Raw genomic sequence first — 22,630 nt, forward strand, 5'->3', positions numbered from 1 at the left:
CATGGCTGCAATTTCTGCCATTTCCATGTGGATCATTCCCGTCTTGATTGGAACGATTCTGCTCTATAGTGTGTGGAAGAGGATACCTGCCTATGAGCATTTTGTCGAGGGAGGAAAGGAAGCGATCAAAATTGCCGTCTCGATCATCCCTTTCCTCGTCGGTATGCTTGTCGCCATCACAGTTTTCCGGGCATCGGGCGCACTTGATTTTTTTATCGGGCTGATTCGCCCGCTTCTAGATTTTGCCGGTGTACCGGCCGATATCGTACCTCTCGCTTTCATCCGGCCGATTTCCGGCACTGCCGCCTTAGGCCTGGTGAGCGATTTGATATCAGTCCATGGGCCGGATTCTTTTATCGGCAGGATGGCTTCCATTATCCAGGGCAGCACCGATACGACCTTTTATGTACTTACGGTCTATTTTGGAGCAATAGGAATCCGGAAAATGGGAGATGCTTTAAAGGTGGGCCTGCTCGCCGATTTGATCGGAATTTCAGCAGCGATTATCATAGCTACCTTAATGTTCAGTTCATAATCTGGACATTTTTTTGTTTTTATCCCTGTTCGCCGGGAAAGTTTCTTTGAATTTTAGAAGACATATGTAATAATTCAAAGCGATGAGGTGAGGAAAATGGAACGATTACAAAAAGTGATTGCACATGCAGGGGTTGCTTCGCGTAGAAAAGCGGAGGAACTGATTCAGGAAGGGAAAGTAACCGTAAACGGAAGCGTTGTTCGTGAATTAGGGATAAAAGTTTCGGATACAGACAGGATTGAAGTGAACGGCGTTCCACTGGGCAAAGAAGAAAAAAGATACTTTTTGCTTTATAAGCCGCGCGGAGTCATTTCGGCTGTTAACGATGATAAAGGGAGAAAGGTAGTCACTGACTTCTTTCCATTTGTCAACGAGCGGATTTATCCGATCGGGCGTCTGGACTACGATACATCGGGACTGCTTCTTCTGACAAATGACGGAGAATTCGCCAATCTGCTCGCACACCCGCGTTTCGGCGTAAACAAAACCTATATTGCCAAGGTTGAGGGTCTGCCGCTGCGGGAAACATTGAAGAAGCTGGAACGCGGCATCAAGCTGGAAGATGGCATGACAGCGCCCGCACGGGTGAAATTCATGTCCCACGATAAGCGGAAGGGAAATTCACTTGTGGAGATTACCATTCATGAAGGCAGAAACCGCCAAGTCCGCAGAATGTTCGAAGCGGTCGGCCATCCGGTCGCGAAGCTGCGCCGGGAAAAGTACGGCATGCTTGATCTCCGGGGCTTGAATTCAGGTGATAGCAGAGAACTTACGCCCCATGAAGTGAAACAGCTTCGGGTATTGGCGGAAACAGGAAGAGAACGCTGATCCCGCTACAGTGCAGGGAAGTTTCACATAACCTTCAAAACAGCATCCCCGGCGGCCAATCTGAAAGTGGTATAATGATAAGCGCATAGTGGCCAAATTGGAAGAGGGGGTAGGAGTGTGTCATCGAAGAAAAAACGCCGCCTGATCATGAGAACAGCCATTTTGGCAGTCATGACAATCGCGGTCGTCTATACATTATATGCAAGCTTCACGAAAGAAAAGCACGGCAAAATTGCTGTTGGCGACCAGGCTCCGAATTTTGTCCTGACAGATATGGATGGCAATAAGCACAAGCTGTCCGATTACCGCGGAAAAGGTGTCTTCCTGAACTTCTGGGGCACATGGTGCAAGCCGTGCGAACGGGAAATGCCCTACATAGACAGCCAGTACAAAGCTTTTCAAAGTCAAGGTGTAGAGGTACTCGCGATCAACGTAGGCGAACCCGAATTTCTTATCAGCAAGTTTGTCCAAAAGTACGGAATGAGCTTCCCGGTTTTAAAGGACAAGAGTAAGGATGTCATGGGCGCTTACAACATCTATAACTTGCCGGCAACCATACTCGTAGATCCTGAAGGCAAAATCGTCAGTATAGATGAAGGCGAGCTGACGGAGGCGAAGATTGCAGGCATGATGGAAAGCATCAAACCTGAATAAAGGAGTATCGTTATGAAAGAAGTGAAATGTGAATGCGGGCATGTGAATCCGACAGGAACGATTCTCTGCGAAGCATGCGGCAGGGCGCTTACCGAGGAAGCGAAGAAAGAGAAACTGCATGACATGCGGTATGAGGGCAGTGCCCGCAGATCACAGACCTATAATAAAACAATCATCGATAAGATCTGGAATTTCTTTTCATCTGTGAAAGTCGGAATCTGGCTGATTGTGATTACGCTGATCGCCTCGGCACTCGGCACTGTTTTTCCACAACAGACTTTCATTCCGCAGAACGTCGATCCGGCAGATTTTTATGGAGATAAATACGGCACCTTGGGAAAAATCTATTATTTGCTCGGCTTTGAGAACTTATACAGTTCCTGGTGGTATTTATTGATGATCGCCTCGATCGGTGTTTCACTTGTTATCTGCAGTTTGGACAGAGTCGTGCCGTTGTACCGCGCATTGAAGAACCAGCGCATTACCCGCGTCGAAGGCTTCCTGAAGCGCCAGCGTGTGTTTAACCGTGCGCCGGCCGGCGGTGACGATAAACAGGATTTTGCAACCATTAAGGAGCGGCTTGCCGCAAGACGGTACAAAATCCGCGAGGAAAATGGCAATATCCTTGCTGAGAAAGGCCGATTTTCCCGATGGGGCCCGTATGTCAATCATATCGGCCTGATCATTTTCCTGATCGGCGGCATGCTCCGCTTCGTACCAGGAATGTATGTCGATGATGTCATCTTCCTCCGTGAAGGAGAAACGAAGATCATTCCGGGCACTCATAAAGAATATGCGCTCGAAAACAAAAAATTCACGATGGAACTATACGATAAGGAAAAGGATAAGGAAGTGTATAACGAAGCGCTTGAAAGAGTCGGGAACGTTGTGAAGAACTTCCAGTCCGATGTAGTCCTTTATCGCCGTGAGAAGGGCGAAGCCATCGGGGACGATGACAAGCTTGTCAAAGAAAAAGAAGCGGAAATCCGAGTGAATGAGCCGCTGAAATTCGATTCATTCGCCTTGTATCAGACTGATTACCGGCTGAATGAGCTGAAATCGATGACGTTTGATTTAATGCGGAAAAAAGATGGAACATCCGCCGGCCAAATCACAATCGACCTATACGATCCAAAGGACGAGTATAAGCTCGACAACGGTTACAAGGTCCAGCTGCTCGGCTACTACCCTGACTTTGACGGCTTTGCCGATAATGGGGAGCCGCAGACGAAAACGACGCAGCCGAAAAATCCGGCCTTCGTGTTCAACATGATTTCACCTGAGCATCCGGACGGCGAGAGAAGTTTTACTGCAATCCAGCAGACCGTCGAACCGCTCGGCGAGACCGAATATAAAATGACCTTTGCCGGAGTCGACACCATGAATACAACGATCCTGACCGTAAGAAAAGACCTGACACTCTGGGTTCTGGCACTCGGAGGGGCGATTTTCATGATCGGGGTCATTCAGGGCTCTTACTGGAACCACCGGAGAATCTGGCTGCAGAAAGTGAACGGCGAACTTCTCATCGCCGGCCATACGAATAAAAACTGGCATGGCCTTAAAAATGAGATTGCCCATATCGTGAAAGATACAGCCATTCCTCTGCCGATCGACCAGCAAGACAAAAAAGACAATAAGGACAAAGGCGAAGAAAGTGGGAATACAGATGACGGAGTTAGTTAAACTTAGCGGTAATTTATTGTTCGTTACTTTTATCCTGTATTTGATCGCAACGCTGTTTTTCGGCGGAGGGATCCGTGATAAAAGAGGCCGCGAAAAAAATTCGAAAGTCAATTCTTGGTCGAAAATCGCCATTACTCTGACGATTGCCGGCTTCATCTCACAGCTTGGCTACTTCGTGCTTCGCTGGATCGCTGCCGGGCATGCCCCTGTCAGCAATATGTTTGAATTTACAACGTTTTTCGGCATGATGCTCGTTGGAGCGTTCATACTAATCTTCTTTATCTATAAATTGAACGTGCTCGGATTATTCGCATTGCCATTCGCGCTGCTGATGATCGCCTATGCGAGCATGTTCCCTAAGGACGTCAACCCGCTCATTCCATCGCTGAAGAGCTATTGGCTGCACATCCACGTAACAACCGTTGCAGCGGGACAAGCGATCCTCGCGATCAGTTTCGTTGCAGGGCTTATCTACTTGCTGAAAGTCGTCGATACGAGAGCAAGCGACAAACGAGCCATCTGGCTTGAAGTCATTATGTACAGCTTAGTTGTGACGCTCGGGTTCATCCTGTTCACCTCCGCATTTTCGGCTGCAGGTTATAAAGCCGAATTCAACTGGGTTGATGACGAAGGTGCTCAGAAAGTGGCGAATTATGCGATGCCTGCATTGGTCGGCCCTCATGAAGGGGAGCTGCTGACATCCGGCAAGATGGAGCCGCTCATCAATATGCCGGGATTGATCAACGCACAGAGACTGAATACGGTCATCTGGTCACTGATCACTGGCTCCGTTCTTTACTTGCTAATCAGGCTGGTTACCCGCAGGCGCATCAGCACGCTGCTGCAGCCGCTAGTGAAAAGGGTCAACCTGGATATGGTCGATGAAATCGGCTACCGCTCTGTTCTGATCGGTTTCCCGGTCTTCACACTGGGAGGCCTGATCTTCGCGATGATCTGGGCGCAGATCGCTTGGACAAGATTCTGGGGCTGGGATCCGAAAGAGGTATGGGCGCTCATTACATTCCTGTTCTATGCCGCGTTCCTGCATTTGCGGCTTTCACAGGGCTGGCATGGCGAGAAATCAGCCTGGCTTGCTGTGATCGGTGTCGCCATCATCGTCTTTAACCTAGTAGGCGTCAACCTGGTCATTGCCGGACTGCACTCATACGCATGATCCAGAAGAATCGATAATGGAAAAACGGAAGAAGAGCCCTCACTTTGTAGTGCGGGCCTTTTTCCTATAAAATAAGGATAAGTAAGTTCGATGTGAAGAAGGGGGAAGTTGAATGGATAAAGATGTGAAGATTTTAGTTGTGGATGACGAGGACCGGATTCGCCGGCTGCTAAAAATGTATATGGAAAGAGAGAATTATTTCATAGAGGAAGCTGAAGATGGGGAAGAGGCGCTTCGTCTTGCCTTGCAAAATGATTACGATTGCATCTTGCTTGACTTAATGATGCCAGGGAAAGATGGAATCGAGGTATGCAAGGAGCTGCGCGAAGAAAAGGCGACGCCTGTCATCATGCTGACAGCGAAAGGCGAAGAGGCAAACAGGGTGCAAGGATTTGAAGTCGGAGCCGATGACTATATCGTTAAGCCGTTCAGCCCGCGCGAAGTGGTCCTGCGGGTAAAGGCGCTTCTGCGGAGAACATCCCAGTCCACCTATTTGCAAAACGATACGACTGCCCGTGACATCATCGTCTATCCGCATCTATCAATTGATAATGATGCCCACCGGGTAACGGCTGATGGCAAAGAAGTCAATTTGACGCCGAAGGAATATGAATTGCTCCATTTCCTCGCAAAATCGCCTGATAAAGTGTTCGACCGCGAACATTTGCTGAAGGAGGTCTGGCATTACGAGTTTTTCGGCGATCTCCGCACAGTTGATACACATGTAAAGAGATTGCGTGAGAAATTGAACAGAGTATCCGAAGAAGCTGCCGGGATGATTGTGACCGTATGGGGTGTCGGGTACAAGTTTGAAGCTGGTAATGAATGAGGCTTTGGCGCAGTGTTGTAGGCAAACTATGGATGACGATCCTTGCGCTCGTTTCCTTCGTGCTGATCATCTTGACGATTCTCCTGCTCGAGTTCTTCGAGAACTACAATGTCGGCCAAATTGAACTGGGATTGACCGAGCAAGCGAAGAAAATATCAAGCATCATTGAAGCACATCCTCATGATGATATGGGTGAAAAGCTCGTCTTTGAAATGATCGAGGCACCGGTCGAATTGGCAGTTGCCTATGATAAAGATCACTTCGTCTTTTCAGCAGATGACACTGAGGGTTCCGTCCCGCGTGAGTTTTTTCTGAATGATCATGACCTCTCATCTGTTTTTACGAAAAGGGAAACGGTGAAAAAGGAATTGTCCATCTCGGAGCTGCCGAGAGAGACGACTCGATTTGACAACTTCATCATCGCGGGCGTGCCTTTAACCCTTGACGACGGGAGAGAAGGGGCTGTCTATGTTTATCAGTCACTGGATGTGCTGAAGCATACGTCACAGAAGACGACGAAGCTCATATTGCTGGCGGCAGGGATTGCAATTGTACTGACAACGGTATTTGCTTTCTTCCTATCGACGCGGATTACCGCCCCGCTCCGAAAGATGAAAGAGGCCGCATTTGAAATGTCAAAGGGGAAATTCGATACGCGCATCCCGTCCCTCAGCCATGATGAGATCGGGGAGCTGGCGATCGCCTTCAATCAGATGGGCAAGCGGCTGAAATTCAATATGAATGTGCTGAGCCAGGAAAAGGAACAGCTCTCCAGCATTTTAAGCAGCATGGCTGACGGCGTAATGACATTCAGCAGTGACGGCTCGATCCTGATTACGAATCCGCCGGCAGAGTGGTTTTTGCAGCAGTGGCACTATGAGGCGGGCGATAATCAAGGGTCGATCCCGCCAGAGCTTGCAGAACTCTTAAAGCAGGCAGTTTCGACTGAACAGGAACAGACGGGGGAATTGACGCTTCAAGGCCGGTATTACGTGATGATCGTCAGCCCGCTTTACACGCTTAACCAGCAAAGCGTCCGCGGCGCGGTGACCGTTTTGAGGGACATGACGGAGGAGCGAAGACTTGATAAGCTGCGCGTCGACTTCGTTTCCAATGTTTCCCATGAACTAAGAACACCGATCGCCATGCTGCAAGGATACAGTGAAGCGATCATCGACGACATCGCTGGAACCGAGGAAGAGAAAAAGGAAATCGCAAAAATTATATATGACGAATCGCTTAGAATTGGCAGGCTTGTCAATGAACTGCTTGACCTCGCCAGGATGGAAGCCGGTCATATCTCACTTCACAGCGAAGAGATCCAGATGGAGCCTTTCGTCCAGCGGATCATCAACAAATTCCAGGGACTAGCCCGGGACAGTGAAGTGACACTGCAAGGCAATTTCACAGGTGAAGGGATAATTCTGTCGATTGACCCGGACAAGATCGAACAGGTACTGACCAATTTGATCGACAACGCCATCCGCCATACCGATAAAAATGGCGAAATCATCGTCGGGATGAACAAGCAAGAAAGCGGAGTAGCGATTTATGTTGAGGACGACGGATCAGGCATTCCGGAAGATGACCTTCCATTTGTCTTTGAACGTTTTTACAAAGCGGACAAAGCCAGAACACGCGGAAGATCCGGCACTGGCTTGGGACTCGCGATTGCCAAAAACATCGTCGATGCTCACAACGGCCACATATCCGTCAAAAGCAAACTCGGCCAAGGCACCACCTTCACCATCCTCCTCCCCCGACTTTGAATAATATGTTGAACAATGACGCTAAATCTTGTTCCATGAGGAACATAGAAAAGCGGAGGGGGCTTGCCCAGCTGCGACAAGCACAAGACGGGCAGGAAAGAAGGCGCTTTTTGCCTTCATTCCTGCTTGGCTTGTGACCTCGAGCAGCTAGCCCCCGAAGCTGGCCAAGGAAAAGCGGAGGGCGGCCGATTAGGGGCGACAAGCATAAGACGAGAAAGGAAAAGGTGCTTTCCAACCTTTCTCCTTTCTTGGCTTATGACCTCGAGCCCCTGCCGCCCGCAGCTGGCCAAGGAAAAGCGGAGGGCGGCTGGCCTTAGGAAAGATGGCACGTCCGGAGTCATTCGATTCTGTGCAAAGAAATTATTTTTAAAAAAAGGGAGCTGTCACGGAAAATCAGTTTAGTACTGACTTTCTGGACAGCTTTTTCCTTTTTCTTGCTGTTTTGCTGTGGATACGGCTGAAGAGCTGCCACTTTCAAATATAGATACGTGAAGAAACCCGTTTGCTATTTTTTTGGTATCAAAGAGTCGGATAGGCACGTGAAAATCTCCGTTAGCCAATTTTTCCAGTGTCAAAGAGTCGGATAGGCACCTGAAGAAACCCGTATGCCAATTTTTCCGGTGTCAAAGATCCGGATAGACACGTGAAAAAACCCGTATGCCAATTTTTTAGGTTCCAAAGTGCGGACAGGGATGTTCGAACGGGAAGAACCAGAACTGGGTAACGGTTTTGCATTATTAGAAAGGAGCGATCAGGAAAATTCGTTTTAGTGTATTTCTGGGCATCCCTTATATAACCTGTTCTTTCCCATTACATAAAATGACTCATTGCCTGTTAGGAGGCTTTATGGGAAAATCAGTGTAAACCAAGATAGCGTGAGAGTTTTTTTAGTTTTTCGATTAACGAATCATTTTTTCGTTTATTTGTAACTTTTTTGCCGCAAAACCGACTAATATGTAGACGGGGAGGGGAATGGATGGACTCCGTTTTTCGTGATTTATACATGAAATACCACCAGGACTTGTACCAATTCCTATTTTATATGGTAAAGAACAAAGAGGAGACCGAGGATTTGGTCCAGGATGTGTACGTTCGGGTAATGAAATCTTACAGCCGATTCGAAGGGAAGAGTACCGAAAAGACATGGCTGTTTTCGATTGCGAAAAACGTCGCAATCGATCATTTCCGCAAGCAAAGAAGCTGGAAGGAAAAGCTTTATGATAAATTCGACTGGGACCGCCAGGAGATCAGAGACCACTCACCGCTGCCGGATGAGGAAGCGATGCAGAACGAGGAAGTCCGCCAGTTGTATGAATGTCTGGAGCTGTGCAATACAAATCAGAAGCTCGTGCTCGTCATGAGATATTTGAATGGGTTTTCGATTTCTGAAACATCCGAAGCACTAGGCTGGAGTGAAAGCAAAGTGAAGACGACCCAGCATCGCGCATTAAAGGCACTGAAAGAAAAGATGGATGCACAGAGGGAGAAAGAGGGTGAGAAGCGTGCCTCAGTATGATGAAGAGCAAGAGTTGATAAAGTTGCTGAAGAAACTGCCGAGGATAGAAGACAGCCGAAGCATCGAGGAGGTATACCGGGGGATCCGGCCGGAGAGGAAGAGGAGGAATGGGTGGCATATTGCTGTCCCTGCGTTCACTCTTCTCGCTGCTGCCTCTTTATTTCTCATCATGTTCTTTTCCCAGCCGCCTGATGCAGAACAGGATGTGGCCACCCTTCACCACGCAGCGAAGAGAGAGATGCCGAAAGAAGAAGCGAAAAGCATGGCAGATGCAGCACCGGACAATTCTGTTGCCGTTAAAAATAAAGAGGAAAAGCCAGAGGATACAAAAGAGCCAGCCGGCATGCTGGGCGTCGCACAAAAGCCGGAAACAACCGCTATTTACCGGGCCGGTATGTCCTCTGGACAGCTTGTCACACTAGGGGTCATAACTGGGGATGCGATTGTACTGCCAGTTTCGATGGTCGTGCCTGATGAAAAAATGGGATGGATTGATGCCTATAAAGAAGCGGCTGTGAATGTCGTCCGCAATCATCCGGAATTTTCCGATCCTACTCCTCTTCTCGAATCATTGAAGGAAGAAGAGGGCAAACTCGATGTAGTGATTGACCCAGAGCACCAGGAATATTTCTCCCGGAACCAAAAGCTCATTTTGCCGATGCTCGGCTATATGCTGAAAGGCAAGGGCATCGGAATGGTCGAATTCAAGGATGAGGAAGGAAATCCAGTCGAGCTTGGCGATTATGGGATCAAGCCCGATCCCATCCAGGATGAGCTCCGTAAGGCATACTACAGCTATACACCTCCTGGCAGCGAAGTGGCATACCTGATTCCTGCAGACCTGCCATCTGAAAGCCTGAAGGAGGCTGTAGCCTCAATGAAAGTGCCGCCGAATGATTTTTACAAATCCGTTATCTCGGATGAGATCGGTGTGGAAGTCGAAGAGAGGGAGAATGAAGCAATTCTCCAGTTCAATGAGGAATTGAACTTAGCCGAGACAGATGAGATAAACAGCATGCGGTTGATTGAAGGACTTCTCTTGACTGCACGCGAATTCGGTTACAGGCAAGTAAAATTCGATAATATTAAACCAGAAAATTGGGGCCCTTTTAATTTTGAAAAACCGGTTGATGTACCGGAAGCTCCGAACGAAATTGCTTTCAAATGAAACAAGAAAAAAACCGTCTCGGCCCGTTATGGGTCAGACGGTTTTTTTATGACATGCATATATAAACGGAAAATGCCAAACATAAAGAGTGGCAGCAAAAAAAGCGGTTCTTCCTTGGGACATCCTGTCATAGGATGGAAACATCCACAACGAACGGGAGGATTGAACATGAAAACGATCGAAAAAACAGTTTTACTTCTTCTGTTTCTATTACTATGCAGCGCTTTTAGCCGATTCCCGGTTGTTCTGGCGGAGGAACCAATGGTTGAAGAAACAGGGGACTGGACGTTTCCTGCGGATGGCATCATCTCGGATGTATTTTCGTCTAGGAATGGCACCCATAAAGGGCTTGATATTGCCGGAGATCATGATGCACCGGTTCTTGCCGTCGCATCTGGTATCGTCACAAAGGCGTATACCTCACCTACATATGGAAATGTCGTTATGATCCGCCATGCGAATGATTATGAGACCGTGTACGCTCACTTACATACATTGGAGCTGCAAGAGGGTATGGATGTTGCTAAAGGCGAGAAAGTTGGCACGATGGGAAGCACCGGACAATCTACCGGTACCCATCTTCATTTTGAAATTCACCAGGGTGGATGGACAATCGAAAAAGACAATGCCATTGATCCGTTCCTTGTGTTTGGGACAAGGGAGATCGGCTATGGAGTCGCCTCCATGGAGCCGGCAATCGGCGGAGCGATCGAAACAGCGGGTGCCGTACTTTCCGATCCGCTTCAAGCTGACGCCTATGAGGAGAGCACATTGTATAAGGCATCTTCGATTTACGGTTATCTGGAGACGGAAAAGAGGCAGCCTATGCAAAAAGAATTGACGTATATCGTGCAAAATGGGGACACACTTTGGTCCATCGCCCGCCATTATCAGATAAGCCTAGAGACACTCCAATCGGTGAATAATCTCGAATCCGACCTGATTCTCGTGTCTCAGGAACTGAGCATTCCGGCATCGCCAAATTAATTTCTTTTCATATGAGCGCAAATATAGTATAATGACGTTGAAAATAAAATAACGATTCATCTTCGGGGCGGGGTGAAATTCCCCACCGGCGGTAATGCGGCATATTCATGCTGTTAGCCCGCGAGCCTTCAGGGGCAGGATTTGGTGCGATTCCAAAGCCGACAGTACAGTCTGGATGGGAGAAGATGAAGGTCGCCCGCATTTCAAATGGCAGGATTTGAATTGCTTGTTTAGGTTGCCTGGATATTCTCCCTCAAAGATTCTGATCTTTGGGGGTTTTTGATGTCTGGGACCAGCAAGTGGGTGCCTTTCTTCAACATGGGGTGAATCTCTAAGGAGAGAGGAAAATGAAAAAGTTAAATGTAAGAGCGTATGTTGTAATCGGGATGCTGAGCAGTCTGGCTTTCATATTGATGCTCATCAAGTTCCCGCTGCCAATGATTCCGCCATTTCTAAAGGTGGACTTCAGCGACATTCCTGCACTGATTGCTGCCTTCTTATTCGGTCCGGTCGCTGCTATTCTCGTTGAATTGTTCAAAAATGTGCTCGACTACTTGGCAAGCGGCAGTGAGACAGGAATTCCAATTGGGCATTTCTCCAACTTTGTTGCCGGACTCTTGTTCGTTTTGCCTGCCTATTTTGTGTTCAAGCGTCTGGATACTAGAAAGGGATTGGTTTTTTCCCTGATTTCCGGCACGATAATCATGGCTGTATTCATGAGCATTTTAAATTACTTTGTCATCTTCCCGGCTTATACGAGATTTGTTGGATGGGATCCGATGACGTCAGCGGACCTGAGACAATTTGTCGTCGCTGCCATCCTGCCGTTCAATTTGGCGAAAGGAATCATCGTCACGGTCATCTACATGCTGATCCACAGCAAGATGCATGTATGGTTAGCTAAGCAATCCTCAATCCGGAACGTATAAATCAAAGGAGCTGCCGCAGAAAATCTGCCGCAGCTCCTTTTTATGTAGGTAGAAAACGGGAAAAACACAGAATGACCTCGCGCCAAAACGATAAAAATGCCGGAACCACCAAGGTTCCGGCATGTTCACTTCTCTTTATTCATGCTTTAACGGGTCACCGTCAAACGATTCATCCGCCACTTTGATAGAATCGGTCGGACACCCCTCAAACGCATCCATCATATCATCCTCGAGAATTTCAGGGACTTCCTCTGTCCCCTGGTTGTCATCGAGGATCACATAGGCGATTCCTTCGTCGTCGTAGTCGTAAATATCAGGTGCGGCTGCTCCGCAAGCCCCGCAGGCAATGCATGTATCTTTATCTACTATCGTGAATTTCGGCATGATCCATCCTCCCGATCCCCTCCCCATTATTGCTGGGGCAGTGAACTTTTTCAACACAATACTGTTTGCATCCAACATTATTGTAATCCTGTTTATCAAACATTTCAACGCTTTTCCCCTGTCACTCAATTGTATGCGGTGTCATAAAAAATGGCTCGATCCGGAATTAGGTTTCTTAAAACCGCTTTGCAAAATTTGACGGCAATAGTCGAAAGGGCAGATTCATGATAAAATTGAATGAAGAGCTTTAGCAATGAAAAGTTCGGAAGCGCGGCATCTAACAGGAAAGGAAGGGATGTATATGACCTATCTGCAGTCCGTTCTTATGCAATGTCTTGAGCAAACTGCCGGCGAACGGACGGTTTATTCAACATTCCATCTGCTGACAGGGAAAAAGTCATCCCAAACAATCCAGGACGCGCATTTATTTGAGTTGACGACTTATTTCAAAACGATGCCAAGACTAAAACGATATGAATTTGACAATCTTTTAAAAGAGATGGGAACAGCGGGATACATAACTCTGGACGGGGATTATGCCTATCCTCAAAGGCATCAGCAGCCAAACCGTCCGGAGAGACTTCCCTATCTTGACGGATGGGCATTTCAGGATACCGCACTCGTTTTCTGGAAAAGACTGACGCTCCTTATCCAGGCTGTCTCCCATATTGCTTACGGGCAGAATCGGTATTATCCGATCCAGAGAGACCAGGAAGTGGTCCGGTGGGTAAAACAATTCCTGACTTCCTTGAAAGGCGGGAAAACGTCCCTAGCACCGGGACTGCTAGAAGAATTGGAAAAAATCTTCAAAAGCGGATTCCCGGAGGACCCTGGCCTCATCACAGCCCGGCTCAGCGGCTATGAGGTGATCGGGCTTACGGAAAAACAGGCTGCTCTCCGGCTTGGCTATGAAGAAACAGAATACCATTTCCGATTTCTACATGGACTTCATTATACAATTGGCCGCATCACAAGCAGCCCGGATGAGTTTCCGCTTCTGCACCAGCTTCTTTTGGGAATTCATCAGCACTTTCCGTTTACCCAATCAACACTGAGGACTTACGAGTTGTTGAAAAGGAACCGGTCCGTCGAGGAAATCGCCAAAATGAGAAGGTTGAAAAAAAGTACGATTGAAGACCATATTATCGAGATCGCTTTAATTGATCCGGAATTCTCTGCGGAGCCGTTTGTTGATCCGGCGCTCAGTGCAGCGATCCGGAAAGCGGCAACCGAATTGGGGCAGAAGAAGCTGAAGCCGATCAAGGATTTTGTTGGACAGGCTTCGTATTTTCAAATCCGCCTCGTTCTGGCAAAGATGGGTGAGTGGCAATGAACATAATGCAATCATTAAAAACATATTTTGGCTATGACCGATTCCGGCCTGGGCAGGAGGAGATCATCCGGTCCGTGCTGGACAAAAAGGACACAATCGCCTTGCTTCCGACCGGGACAGGGAAGTCCCTCTGTTATCAGCTGCCGGCGTATGTACAGGAAGGGACGGTTCTCGTTATTTCGCCGCTCATCTCTTTGATGCAGGATCAGATTGAAGGGTTGCGGATGAACGGAGAAAAAAGGGCTGTGGCTCTGAACTCTTTCCTCGATCCGCAAACACGGAGATCGATCCTTGAATCATTGCCGAGCTACCGGTTTATTTACGTATCGCCGGAAATACTCGGCTGGGATTATCTAGTAGAGCAGTTGAAAAAAGTACACATCTCCCTATTTGTGATTGACGAGGCTCATTGTATTTCCCAGTGGGGCCATGATTTCCGTCCTGACTATTTGAACCTCGGAAAGATCCGGCGGGAGCTTGGAAATCCGACGGCACTTGCGCTGACCGCGACAGCAAGCGCGGATGTAAGGAAGGACATTGCGAGCCAGCTGCTGCTTGAGGAACCGGCTGAGTTCATCTTTTCCGTTGATCGGCCAAACATCTCCCTCATCGTCGAAGAGGTTACTCATCAACAAGAGAAAAAACAAAGGCTGGCTGAGCTTGTCAACTACTTGCAGAAACCGGGGATCGTTTATTTTTCCAGCAAAAAAATGGCCGAGGAGATGGCGGAGTTTCTCCAGCAAAATGGCGTCGAAGGCGTCTCGGCGTATCATGGAGGAATGGACCAGGAACAGCGGATTTTGATCCAGCAGCAATATTTATACGGACAATTGCAAGTGATTTGTGCTACAAGTGCTTTTGGAATGGGTATTAATAAAAATGACATCCGCTTTGTTATCCATTTCCATCTGCCGGCGCAGGCCGAATCGTATATCCAGGAAATCGGCAGGGCAGGAAGGGATCAAAAACCAAGCACGGCTATCCTTCTCTATTGCCGGGGAGATGAACAGCTGCCTGCCCAGTTTCTCGAGTATGAGCTGCCGGATAATCGGCAGATCCTGAACTATTTTGAGCAAAGGGAAAAACTGGCGAAGAGCGATTTGATGGAGGCTCTCGGGCTTACGGATGTCCAGTTTCGTTTTCTCGAACATTACGGAGCAAATAGCGAAGGTCATGAGGATCCTGTTCAGTATGCAATTGACGTAAAAGACAGGCGGATGCGGCATAAATGGCTAAAGCTGAACGAGATGAAACAATGGATTTTGGCGCAAGGGTGCAGAAGAGAAGGGATGCTTGCCCTATTTGGTGAACAGCCTGCCGGAAATAACGGGAAGTGCTGTGACCGATGCGGCATATCGTTGGACGCCTACCGGCAAGAGAACAGCCAAGCCGTTGCGCAAGCAGGCTGTTCCTGGGAAAAGACTTTGGAGAAGCTCCTGCTACCGGGAGGACGCCTATGAGCCGGATGAAACAGGCGGATCTGGCCAAGATGATGTCGGGTCCGGAGCTGACAAAGCAATTATATCTATCTCAATTGATTTTGGCTTTTCTCGCGCTGCTGCTTGGCTTTTTCTTCTTTGACAGCTTTGGTTCGTTTGCCGCCCTATGGAAATTTCAGGCCGGCCCTGTTCTTCTAGGGCTGTTGTTTGGAGCGGCGGTTGCCGGCATCGACATAATCCTGATGAACAGGCTGCCGAAACGATTTTATGATGACGGCGGCATCAACGAGAAAATTTTTCGAGGGATGCCCGTCTGGAAAATTGCCCTGACCGCCATTTTGGTCGCCGCAGCTGAAGAAATCCTGTTCCGCGGCGTCATACAGACGAAATTTGGACTGTTCTGGGCTTGTATCATTTTTGCAGCGGTACATGTCCGGTATTGGAGTCATTGGTATCTGGCGGTAAATGTGACCATTCTCAGTTTTTTCATTGGCTGGGTTTATGAATGGTCCGGGGAGCTGCTGCTGCCGGTGATCGCCATGCATTTTGCCATCGATTTTTTGCTTGGTGTCTATTTGCGTTTGGATAACAGGGACAAGGAAGGGAAACGACAATGCGAACAGAAAAACAGCAATTGAAAAATAGGGATCCGCTGATGGAAGAATCAAAAGATGAGCAGCGGCCGATGACAAGGGTCGAACTGCACGGGAAAAAGTACAAGAAACGGAAGCAGGATAACAGCGAAGACGAAAAAGATAAGAAAAAGAAAAAGTCTCTATCGGTTCCGTTCGTTCTGCTCGTCATCATTCTGATACTGCCTATCACCGTTTCACTGGTAGCTAAAGGCGCCAAAACAAAGTCGGATCCCGACCATACTTCTGGAGAACGTGTATTGGTCGACTCGAACCATGGCTTGGCGGGAGTTGCCGCAACTGTTGAACAACCAAAGGATGACGAAGCAAAAGCAGAATCACCTAAAGATGAAAAAAACTCACCATCTGGCAAGACTGAGCAAGTAAAGGAAGAGCAACAAGCTGCTAAGCCGGTACAAACTGAACCGGAACAAACCAAACCGGAAAAGTCAGAGTCCGATGAGTCTCAGTCTCAGCAGGAGCAGGAAGCCGGGAACACGGTTTATCACACGGTTCAGCCGGGTGAAACGCTTTACCGGATTGCGATGAACTACTATCAGTCGAAGGATGGCGTGGAAACGATCCGAGCGGCCAATGGGCTGAACGGCAATGATATTCATGTCGGCCAAAAGCTCGTTATTCCAAAATGATTCTCCGTCATTTTCCTGTCTTCTAGGACATACAGTAGTACAGAAGACAGGAGGAAGGCTTGATGGGTAAACCGACCGTTCAGTTTGATGAGCATACGGATGAAGCGACGAAAACAATGGTCCTCGCTTTGGTCAAGAAAAAATCAAAGCTGACGAAGATGGAGAACATCCACTTTCTGATCACGGCCTCAGTCTGGATTTTCGCTTTTGTCTGCCTTTTTGGTGTAAGAAAAATGGCAGCGGTGGAGGAAGGTGCACCGTTTGCAGAGCTGCTAATGAAATCCGTTCAAGAGCCGCTCGTGCAGCTCGCTTTTCTCGTCGGGGCATTCCTCATCGGCGCGATGAAAATCACCTTCGAACGCAAGGAGAAAGCAGATACAGAATACCATGGCCTCCGTGCGGAAATCATTGACCGGAGCAAGGATCTATGGAAGGACAAGGCATGGGAGGACCGCCATCTTCTCTATGAAAAAATGAAAAAGGACTTTGACATCAATTTGTACCACGAAAGTAAGTAGCACTTAATAATATTATGTTAACAAAAGTCGGGCACTATCGGTACATGTGGCGGTCTTCCATCTTGGAACCGCCTTTTTTCGTTCCTCGTGAATTTTCTGACCGCGTCATGGAAAATATGGTATGATTTTCGTATTCTGAATAAGGGTGATATTGTGGCTATATTACTTACGATTGTATTTATTGCGGGTATTGGCCTGCTCATTTATATGCTTAGGGAGGCATTCTCAGACCGTGTCCTCCGGCAAACGATTTCTCTGCCGGAGCTGCCTGAGAGTTTTGGCGGGCTGACCGTGTTTTTCATTTCCGATATTCATCGCCGGGTGGTCAGCGGCCGAATTGTTGAAGATATCGCGGGCAAGGCCGATTTGATTATTATCGGCGGGGATTTAACAGAGAAGGGAGTGCCGCTTGAAAGGGTGAAGGAAAATTTGATCAAGTTGAGGGAGGCTGCGCCGGTTTATTTTATATGGGGAAATAACGATTATGAAATAGCAGAAGAAACGCTGTCTAGCCTGTTGAAAGAGTGCGGAGCCGTCGAATTGAAAAATACCCATGTTTCCTTTATAAAAGGGGACGAAGTGTTCGCATTGATCGGACTCGATGACTTGGCCTACCGCAGGCCGGCGTTATCGAGCATTCTCTCCGGCATCTCTCCGAACGCACACCGGATCCTTCTCTGCCATAACCCGTCAATCATCCGCGAGGTGAAGGAGGATCACCGTATCGCCCTTACGCTGAGCGGCCATACGCACGGGGGGCAGATTCGCATTTTCGGCATCGGCCCTTATGAACTTGGTTCTCTGCGCCAGCTTCCCCAGACGATTCACCTGATCAGCAACGGCTATGGAACGACCTCGCTGCCGCTCCGCCTCGGCGCCAAAGCGGAAACCCATCTCCTGACTATCAAAGGCGTGGGTCGATGAACCATCTGCCGCTCCTTTCATAGTATGGGTTAAGAGCATGATTCAGGGGGCGGGTTTGATGAAGCTGGAGAGAATCGCGATGAATAAGATCAAATACTCCATTTCTTTTGATGAGTTGACCGATAAAGGTTTTGTTCAAGAAGAATTGCTGAAAAACTCCTTTATCTGGGATGACTTGTTTGAAGAGATGCTGGATGAAGCGAACAGACGATACGCGCTTGAAACGGATGGCGTTGTGTCGATTGAAATATTTTCCCTCACGGCAAAAGAGCTTGTCCTAATTCTTACACTCGATGAGCAGCAGGTGGAGGATGTAGAAGAGGAAGAGGAGCCGCCGAAACGGAACCAGGAGTTCGTGCTCCAGTTCGAGAGCATCGACCCGGTGATCATGATGGCGAAGGCTTTTCAGAATCTGCAGCTCAGCGCGGCCGGCAGTACGCTGATTTCGTTGAAGGAGCGCTATTACATGCTATTTCAGAAAGACGGAACTTCGGGGGACGGACTGGAAGGGCTCTGTGAAGAATACGGCGGATCCTCGGCTCACACTGCTGCCTATCTTTTGGAATACGGGAATGTGATCATCCGTCACAGGGCGATAGATATTCTCCAGCATCATTTTTGATTAAAACATATCTTTTGCGGTTCCCCATCAAATCTCCTATCATAAAATGAGGAGATTTTTTAGTTGCGGATAGGAGAGTTGCAGCATGCAAAAAGAGGATGTCATCATCGTAGGAGGCGGCCCATGCGGTTTGGCGGCCGCAATCGCTTTACAGGAAATTGGAAAAAAACCGCTTGTCATAGAAAAAGGGAATATTGTTAACGCCATTTACAATTATCCGACACATCAGACGTTTTTCAGCTCGAGTGAAAAGCTGGGGATCGGTGATGTGCCATTTATTACAGTTGAGAGAAAGCCGAAGCGGAACCATGCCTTGACGTACTACAGGGAAGTTGTGAAGCTGAAGGATTTGCGGATCAACCGGTTTGAGACCGTCCGTCATATTCGTCCGGATGGAACAGGTTTTATGGTGGAGACAAGCAAAGGCGAATATTCGGCAAAGTATGTTGTCATTGCCACCGGCTATTACGACAGCCCGAATTACATGAACATCCCGGGTGAAGACCTCCCCAAGGTATATCATTATTTCAAAGAAGGCCATCCGTTTTTCGAGACGAAGGTCGCTGTAATCGGCGGAAAGAACTCTGCGATCGATGCGGCACTCGAATTGCATAAAGCCGGTGCGGACGTGACATGCCTGTACCGGGGAAGCGAATATTCCCCAAGCATCAAGCCGTGGATCCTGCCGGAATTCGAAGCGCTGGCAAGGAACGGGGAAATCAAAATGATTTTTGACTCTCATCTTCTCGAAATCAAGGAAACAAGCCTCGTGTATCGTGATCCGGAAGGAGAGCATGAAATCGACAATGATTTCGTGTTTGCGATGACCGGCTATCACCCCGATCACGCCTTTTTGCGTGATATGGGCGTGAGGATCGATCCTGAAAGCGGAAGGCCGGAAGCCGACCCTGAGACGATGGAAACAAATGTCCCGGGTATCTTCATTGCAGGCGTCATCGCTGCCGGCAACAATGCCAATGAAATTTTCATTGAAAACGGCAAATTTCACGGTGGTTTCATCGCGAGCGCCATTCAGGCAAAAGAAAAAGCAGAATAAGTGCGAAAACACGAAAGGGGCTGTCCGGAAAGTCAGTGTAAACTGATCCCGGACAGCCCCTTTCGATTGTCCAAAGCTCCCAGTAGCCTCCAGTTATCTAGAAAATAGTTCGTTCAGTTCCTTGAGGTCTGCGGTTTTACTCATGGCAATCATCAATTTCATCCTTGCTTTTGGGCCGTTCAGCCCGTTGCAGAAGATGACTCCCATTTCTTTTAATGTTTTGCCGCCCCCTTCATAGCCATAGACGTCTTGAGCAATGCCGTTGAAACAGCGGGAGACGAGGACGACTGGGATGCCTGCCTCGAGCAGCCGGCGGACGCCCGGTACAGCTGCGGGCGGCAAATTGCCTTGGCCGAGCGCTTCGACGACGACACCATCAAATCCCATCGTAAGCACTGCATCAAAAAGGGAGGAGTCCATCCCGGCGTATGCTTTGAGCAGCGTTGTCCTTTTCATCGCTGTGCCAATCTCGTATTTTTCCGTTTCTGTTGGCTTGTGATGGAAAATGATCGCCCGTTTTGTGACAATCCCGATCGGCCCGTATTGCGGACTTTGGAAAGTGGAGACGTTGCTCGCATGGGTCTTTGTCACGTTCACCGCTGTATGGATTTCGTCATTCAAGACGACGAGGACGCCCTTGCCCTTTGCATCGTCGGCTGTTGCCACGCGGATGGCCGACAAGAGATTGTATGGGCCGTCCGAACCGATTTCATTGCTGGAACGCATGGCGCCGGTGACGATGATCGGGATGTCCGCCTGGACGGTCAAATCTAGAAAGTAGGCGGTCTCTTCCAATGTATCAGTACCGTGGGTGATGACAACGCCGTCAATTTTGCCGCTTTGGTAATGGCGATCGATCAATTTTTTTAACTCCAGCATGTCGAGGGCTGTAATATGAGGGGACGGCTTATGGAATGGCTCTTCAATGAGCAAGTCCGCCTCTTGCCCGAAAGAAGACGTCAGGTCAAGCAGCGGATTCCGGCCAGCTGGCTGGACAGAGCCGGTAGAAGCATCTTCTTGCATGGAAATGGTGCCGCCTGTATGGATAAGAAGAATTTTTTTCACTGTGTTTTCCTCCTGATGGTTATTTCATAGGTCTTTTTCCGGATTGGTCATTCTCAATCGCTCTATTCCATGATACGATGAAGGAAATCGAAAGAAAAGAGGGCTGCCTATGCTAGTGCTCTTATCCGCTGGCATCGCACCCGGACTTGCGCTGCTCAGTTATTTTTATTTACGTGATCAATATAATCAGGAACCGATACGGACCGTATTCAAAGTCTTCCTTTTCGGTGCATTGATGACATTCCCAATTATGTTCATCCAATATGTGATTGGGGAAGAAGCAATCTTTAAAAGCGGATTCCTTTCCGCGTTTTTTTCTGTTGCCTTGCTTGAAGAGTTTTTTAAATGGTTCATCCTTATGCTTGCCATTTACCAGCATGGCGATTTTGATGAGCCCTATGATGGAATTGTCTACGGTACGAGTATATCCTTAGGGTTTGCGACCGTGGAGAATATACTCTATCTGGTTGTCAACGGAGTGGAGTTTGCGATCGGGAGGGCGTTGTTCCCGGTTTCCTCTCACGCACTATTCGGTGTCATCATGGGTTACTATATGGGGAAAGCAAAATTCGGTAACGGCAAGATAAGGAAGAGAACGCTTTTCGCCTCTTTTTTCGCCCCCTTTCTGCTTCATGGCCTCTATGACTATATCCTCGTCAGCCAAAAGTATTGGTTATATTATACGCTGCCATTCATGCTGTTTTTATGGTGGCTCGGCCTCCGGAAAACGAAGCAGGCCCATCTGTTAACTAAAAAGCATCATCAGAAACAAATATTCGAAGAAGAAGCGACCTTCCATGCGAAGTGAAGCTTCTTCTTTTGTTTTCTTGCATTGAATGACGTCACTCGTATGGCGGGGAACATAAATGTTATATACAATTACGGCTAAATCAAACGTTTATTAGAAGAATCGCTTTGGAAAAAGTGTGGGCTATTGAAGGAAATGAGATGGTTTAGAAAAAATAATACTAGAGGCATCGAAATTGGTGATTGTGAATTGTGTTCTGATTCGATTATTGTCTAGGAGGACTGGGTTACGAAAGTGCCCATGAGGCTTCTTTGTCGATGGAGAGCAGAAGATAAATACATTATTGCCTGTAGCGGAAAAGGTATTTCTACTGTTACAAGAAAAGAGATGGATTCTGGATAAGGAAAGAGGAGAAATGATGATTTATATCGCACTGTTGCAGGGTGTTAACGTTGGTGGAAAAAATATAATCAAGATGGCCGAATTAAGACGAATTCTAGAATCTTTGGGGCTAAATCGGGTACAAACTTATATTCAAAGCGGTAATATCGTCTTCGAATCAAATGACAGTAAAGAAGCATTACAAATGCAAATAGAAAAGAAAATTGAAGAAGAATTTCATTTTAGGGTTAACGTTGTTTTGAGAACGGCCTTAGAATTGGAAATGATTGTTGGAAACTGTCCATTTTCTCAGGAGGAAGTTTCTGATGCAGAAGCTACAGCAGTGGGAGAAAGCCTATACGTGGCTTTTTTGCGTGAATCTCCGCCGCAGGGAAGCTTAGAAAGCTTAAACAAATATAAAAACGAATATGAAACGTACAAGGCCAAAAATCGTGAGATGTACCTTTTGTTTTCTAACAGTATTCGAAATTCCAAGCTGGCAAATCAACTTCAGAAATTGGGTACACCTGTGACAATTCGCAACTGGAGAACGTTAAACAAGCTTCATACGATGGCATCCACTATGAATACTTAGCCATCACTTACGTGTACGTACATTCAAATAACAACCGGGTGCATTTTTTTAGTAAAAGAGGCGGTGAATAAAGTGGTACCTATGTCAAGGACACAATAAAAAAAGAGATTAAGCAGTTTGAAGATGATTCCTATATTGAATAGGGGTCATCTTTTTTAAATTCCACTGATAACGATAATTATTATAATAGACCATATAATGGTTAAT

General features: G+C 47.7%; 24 protein-coding genes and 1 riboswitch. Of the genes, 21 read left to right on the top strand and 3 right to left on the bottom strand.

Annotated features, from left to right (window positions below; translation table 11 throughout):
- Position 1 precedes the first annotated feature (1 nt).
- The 11 genes from AC0TWI_RS19120 (at position 2) to AC0TWI_RS19170 (ending at position 12,075) form a co-directional block, all read left to right on the top strand.
- Positions 2–535 (top strand): spore maturation protein, encoded by a 534-nt coding sequence (locus AC0TWI_RS19120; protein ID WP_488127937.1) that lies wholly within the window; start codon positions 2–4, stop codon positions 533–535.
- A 96-nt stretch (positions 536–631) separates the two neighbouring features.
- A complete protein-coding gene (locus AC0TWI_RS19125; RefSeq protein ID WP_488127938.1) occupies positions 632–1,363 on the top strand; it encodes a pseudouridine synthase in 732 nt (243 codons plus the stop codon).
- A gap of 117 nt (positions 1,364–1,480) precedes the next feature.
- The gene (gene resA, locus AC0TWI_RS19130) at positions 1,481–2,017 is read left to right on the top strand and encodes a thiol-disulfide oxidoreductase ResA (RefSeq protein WP_488127939.1); all 537 of its coding nucleotides are present in this window, start codon (positions 1,481–1,483) and stop codon (positions 2,015–2,017) included.
- A 12-nt stretch (positions 2,018–2,029) separates the two neighbouring features.
- Positions 2,030–3,703: a cytochrome c biogenesis protein ResB gene (gene resB, locus AC0TWI_RS19135; protein ID WP_488127940.1), complete on the top strand. Its 1,674-nt coding sequence runs from the start codon at positions 2,030–2,032 to the stop codon at positions 3,701–3,703.
- On the top strand, positions 3,687–4,877 hold the full coding sequence (ccsB, locus tag AC0TWI_RS19140) for a c-type cytochrome biogenesis protein CcsB (protein WP_488127941.1): 1,191 nt from the start codon (positions 3,687–3,689) through the stop codon (positions 4,875–4,877). The genes resB and ccsB overlap by 17 nt, the downstream gene beginning before the upstream one ends.
- A gap of 112 nt (positions 4,878–4,989) precedes the next feature.
- The gene (locus AC0TWI_RS19145) at positions 4,990–5,706 is read left to right on the top strand and encodes a response regulator (protein WP_488127942.1); all 717 of its coding nucleotides are present in this window, start codon (positions 4,990–4,992) and stop codon (positions 5,704–5,706) included.
- Positions 5,703–7,475 (top strand): ATP-binding protein, encoded by a 1,773-nt coding sequence (locus AC0TWI_RS19150; RefSeq protein WP_488127943.1) that lies wholly within the window; start codon positions 5,703–5,705, stop codon positions 7,473–7,475. Before AC0TWI_RS19145 ends, AC0TWI_RS19150 begins: the two co-directional genes overlap by 4 nt.
- A gap of 976 nt (positions 7,476–8,451) precedes the next feature.
- The gene (gene sigX, locus AC0TWI_RS19155) at positions 8,452–8,991 is read left to right on the top strand and encodes an RNA polymerase sigma factor SigX (RefSeq protein WP_488127944.1); all 540 of its coding nucleotides are present in this window, start codon (positions 8,452–8,454) and stop codon (positions 8,989–8,991) included.
- Positions 8,969–10,159, top strand: coding sequence for a hypothetical protein (locus AC0TWI_RS19160; protein ID WP_488127945.1), 1,191 nt, complete (start codon positions 8,969–8,971; stop codon positions 10,157–10,159). The genes sigX and AC0TWI_RS19160 overlap by 23 nt, the downstream gene beginning before the upstream one ends.
- Before the next feature lie 168 nt (positions 10,160–10,327).
- A complete protein-coding gene (locus tag AC0TWI_RS19165; RefSeq protein WP_488127946.1) occupies positions 10,328–11,146 on the top strand; it encodes a peptidoglycan DD-metalloendopeptidase family protein in 819 nt (272 codons plus the stop codon).
- A gap of 54 nt (positions 11,147–11,200) precedes the next feature.
- A riboswitch (FMN riboswitch) is annotated at positions 11,201–11,337 on the top strand.
- 156 nt (positions 11,338–11,493) lie between these two features.
- Positions 11,494–12,075, top strand: coding sequence for an ECF transporter S component (locus AC0TWI_RS19170; protein ID WP_488127947.1), 582 nt, complete (start codon positions 11,494–11,496; stop codon positions 12,073–12,075).
- Between the two features lie 135 nt (positions 12,076–12,210).
- On the opposite strand, the gene AC0TWI_RS19175 is transcribed toward AC0TWI_RS19170, so the two are convergent.
- Entirely contained in the window at positions 12,211–12,459 is a 249-nt protein-coding gene (locus AC0TWI_RS19175; RefSeq protein ID WP_488127948.1) for a ferredoxin, read from the bottom strand.
- Positions 12,460–12,712: 253 nt separating this feature from the next.
- Between AC0TWI_RS19175 and AC0TWI_RS19180 the strand changes: the two genes are divergently transcribed.
- The 8 genes from AC0TWI_RS19180 to AC0TWI_RS19215 all read left to right on the top strand — a co-directional run bounded on the left by AC0TWI_RS19180 (position 12,713) and on the right by AC0TWI_RS19215 (position 19,634).
- Complete coding sequence (locus tag AC0TWI_RS19180; protein ID WP_488127949.1) at positions 12,713–13,792, top strand: YpbB family protein; 1,080 nt, start codon at positions 12,713–12,715, stop codon at positions 13,790–13,792.
- Positions 13,789–15,252, top strand: coding sequence for a RecQ family ATP-dependent DNA helicase (locus tag AC0TWI_RS19185; protein WP_488127950.1), 1,464 nt, complete (start codon positions 13,789–13,791; stop codon positions 15,250–15,252). Before AC0TWI_RS19180 ends, AC0TWI_RS19185 begins: the two co-directional genes overlap by 4 nt.
- Positions 15,249–15,869 (top strand): CPBP family intramembrane glutamic endopeptidase, encoded by a 621-nt coding sequence (locus AC0TWI_RS19190; protein WP_488127951.1) that lies wholly within the window; start codon positions 15,249–15,251, stop codon positions 15,867–15,869. Before AC0TWI_RS19185 ends, AC0TWI_RS19190 begins: the two co-directional genes overlap by 4 nt.
- A complete protein-coding gene (locus AC0TWI_RS19195; RefSeq protein ID WP_488127952.1) occupies positions 15,845–16,513 on the top strand; it encodes a LysM peptidoglycan-binding domain-containing protein in 669 nt (222 codons plus the stop codon). The genes AC0TWI_RS19190 and AC0TWI_RS19195 overlap by 25 nt, the downstream gene beginning before the upstream one ends.
- A gap of 62 nt (positions 16,514–16,575) precedes the next feature.
- Positions 16,576–17,031: a DUF2663 family protein gene (locus AC0TWI_RS19200; protein WP_488127953.1), complete on the top strand. Its 456-nt coding sequence runs from the start codon at positions 16,576–16,578 to the stop codon at positions 17,029–17,031.
- A 153-nt stretch (positions 17,032–17,184) separates the two neighbouring features.
- Positions 17,185–17,955: a metallophosphoesterase gene (locus AC0TWI_RS19205; protein ID WP_488127954.1), complete on the top strand. Its 771-nt coding sequence runs from the start codon at positions 17,185–17,187 to the stop codon at positions 17,953–17,955.
- A gap of 58 nt (positions 17,956–18,013) precedes the next feature.
- Entirely contained in the window at positions 18,014–18,577 is a 564-nt protein-coding gene (locus tag AC0TWI_RS19210; protein ID WP_488127955.1) for an adaptor protein MecA, read from the top strand.
- Between the two features lie 85 nt (positions 18,578–18,662).
- Positions 18,663–19,634, top strand: coding sequence for a YpdA family putative bacillithiol disulfide reductase (locus tag AC0TWI_RS19215; RefSeq protein ID WP_488127956.1), 972 nt, complete (start codon positions 18,663–18,665; stop codon positions 19,632–19,634).
- Positions 19,635–19,727: 93 nt separating this feature from the next.
- On the opposite strand, the gene AC0TWI_RS19220 is transcribed toward AC0TWI_RS19215, so the two are convergent.
- Positions 19,728–20,699 carry an asparaginase gene (locus AC0TWI_RS19220; protein WP_488127957.1) on the bottom strand — a complete coding sequence of 324 codons (972 nt, stop codon included), beginning with the start codon at positions 20,697–20,699 and terminating at the stop codon, positions 19,728–19,730.
- 109 nt (positions 20,700–20,808) lie between these two features.
- Here AC0TWI_RS19220 and prsW point away from each other — a divergent pair, with 109 nt between their 5' ends.
- Positions 20,809–21,507: a glutamic-type intramembrane protease PrsW gene (gene prsW / locus AC0TWI_RS19225; RefSeq protein WP_488127958.1), complete on the top strand. Its 699-nt coding sequence runs from the start codon at positions 20,809–20,811 to the stop codon at positions 21,505–21,507.
- A gap of 358 nt (positions 21,508–21,865) precedes the next feature.
- Positions 21,866–22,423 carry a DUF1697 domain-containing protein gene (locus AC0TWI_RS19230; protein WP_488127959.1) on the top strand — a complete coding sequence of 186 codons (558 nt, stop codon included), beginning with the start codon at positions 21,866–21,868 and terminating at the stop codon, positions 22,421–22,423.
- A 108-nt stretch (positions 22,424–22,531) separates the two neighbouring features.
- On the opposite strand, the gene AC0TWI_RS19235 is transcribed toward AC0TWI_RS19230, so the two are convergent.
- Positions 22,532–22,630: IS3 family transposase (locus AC0TWI_RS19235; RefSeq protein WP_488124311.1), on the bottom strand; the 99-nt coding region annotated here is incomplete at its 5' end.

It is taken from the genome of Lederbergia sp. B243.17 (assembly GCF_057657925.1).

Coding starts and splice junctions, on each gene's coding strand:
- AC0TWI_RS19120 (WP_488127937.1), top strand. CDS start 2: ATGGCTGCAATTTCTGCCATTTCCATGTGGATCATTCCCGTCTTGATT.
- AC0TWI_RS19125 (WP_488127938.1), top strand. CDS start 632: ATGGAACGATTACAAAAAGTGATTGCACATGCAGGGGTTGCTTCGCGT.
- resB (WP_488127940.1), top strand. CDS start 2,030: ATGAAAGAAGTGAAATGTGAATGCGGGCATGTGAATCCGACAGGAACG.
- ccsB (WP_488127941.1), top strand. CDS start 3,687: ATGACGGAGTTAGTTAAACTTAGCGGTAATTTATTGTTCGTTACTTTT.
- AC0TWI_RS19145 (WP_488127942.1), top strand. CDS start 4,990: ATGGATAAAGATGTGAAGATTTTAGTTGTGGATGACGAGGACCGGATT.
- AC0TWI_RS19150 (WP_488127943.1), top strand. CDS start 5,703: ATGAGGCTTTGGCGCAGTGTTGTAGGCAAACTATGGATGACGATCCTT.
- sigX (WP_488127944.1), top strand. CDS start 8,452: ATGGACTCCGTTTTTCGTGATTTATACATGAAATACCACCAGGACTTG.
- AC0TWI_RS19165 (WP_488127946.1), top strand. CDS start 10,328: ATGAAAACGATCGAAAAAACAGTTTTACTTCTTCTGTTTCTATTACTA.
- AC0TWI_RS19170 (WP_488127947.1), top strand. CDS start 11,494: ATGAAAAAGTTAAATGTAAGAGCGTATGTTGTAATCGGGATGCTGAGC.
- AC0TWI_RS19175 (WP_488127948.1), bottom strand. CDS start 12,459: ATGCCGAAATTCACGATAGTAGATAAAGATACATGCATTGCCTGCGGG.
- AC0TWI_RS19180 (WP_488127949.1), top strand. CDS start 12,713: ATGAAAAGTTCGGAAGCGCGGCATCTAACAGGAAAGGAAGGGATGTAT.
- AC0TWI_RS19185 (WP_488127950.1), top strand. CDS start 13,789: ATGAACATAATGCAATCATTAAAAACATATTTTGGCTATGACCGATTC.
- AC0TWI_RS19190 (WP_488127951.1), top strand. CDS start 15,249: ATGAGCCGGATGAAACAGGCGGATCTGGCCAAGATGATGTCGGGTCCG.
- AC0TWI_RS19195 (WP_488127952.1), top strand. CDS start 15,845: ATGCGAACAGAAAAACAGCAATTGAAAAATAGGGATCCGCTGATGGAA.
- AC0TWI_RS19200 (WP_488127953.1), top strand. CDS start 16,576: ATGGGTAAACCGACCGTTCAGTTTGATGAGCATACGGATGAAGCGACG.
- AC0TWI_RS19210 (WP_488127955.1), top strand. CDS start 18,014: ATGAAGCTGGAGAGAATCGCGATGAATAAGATCAAATACTCCATTTCT.
- AC0TWI_RS19215 (WP_488127956.1), top strand. CDS start 18,663: ATGCAAAAAGAGGATGTCATCATCGTAGGAGGCGGCCCATGCGGTTTG.
- prsW (WP_488127958.1), top strand. CDS start 20,809: ATGCTAGTGCTCTTATCCGCTGGCATCGCACCCGGACTTGCGCTGCTC.
- AC0TWI_RS19230 (WP_488127959.1), top strand. CDS start 21,866: ATGATTTATATCGCACTGTTGCAGGGTGTTAACGTTGGTGGAAAAAAT.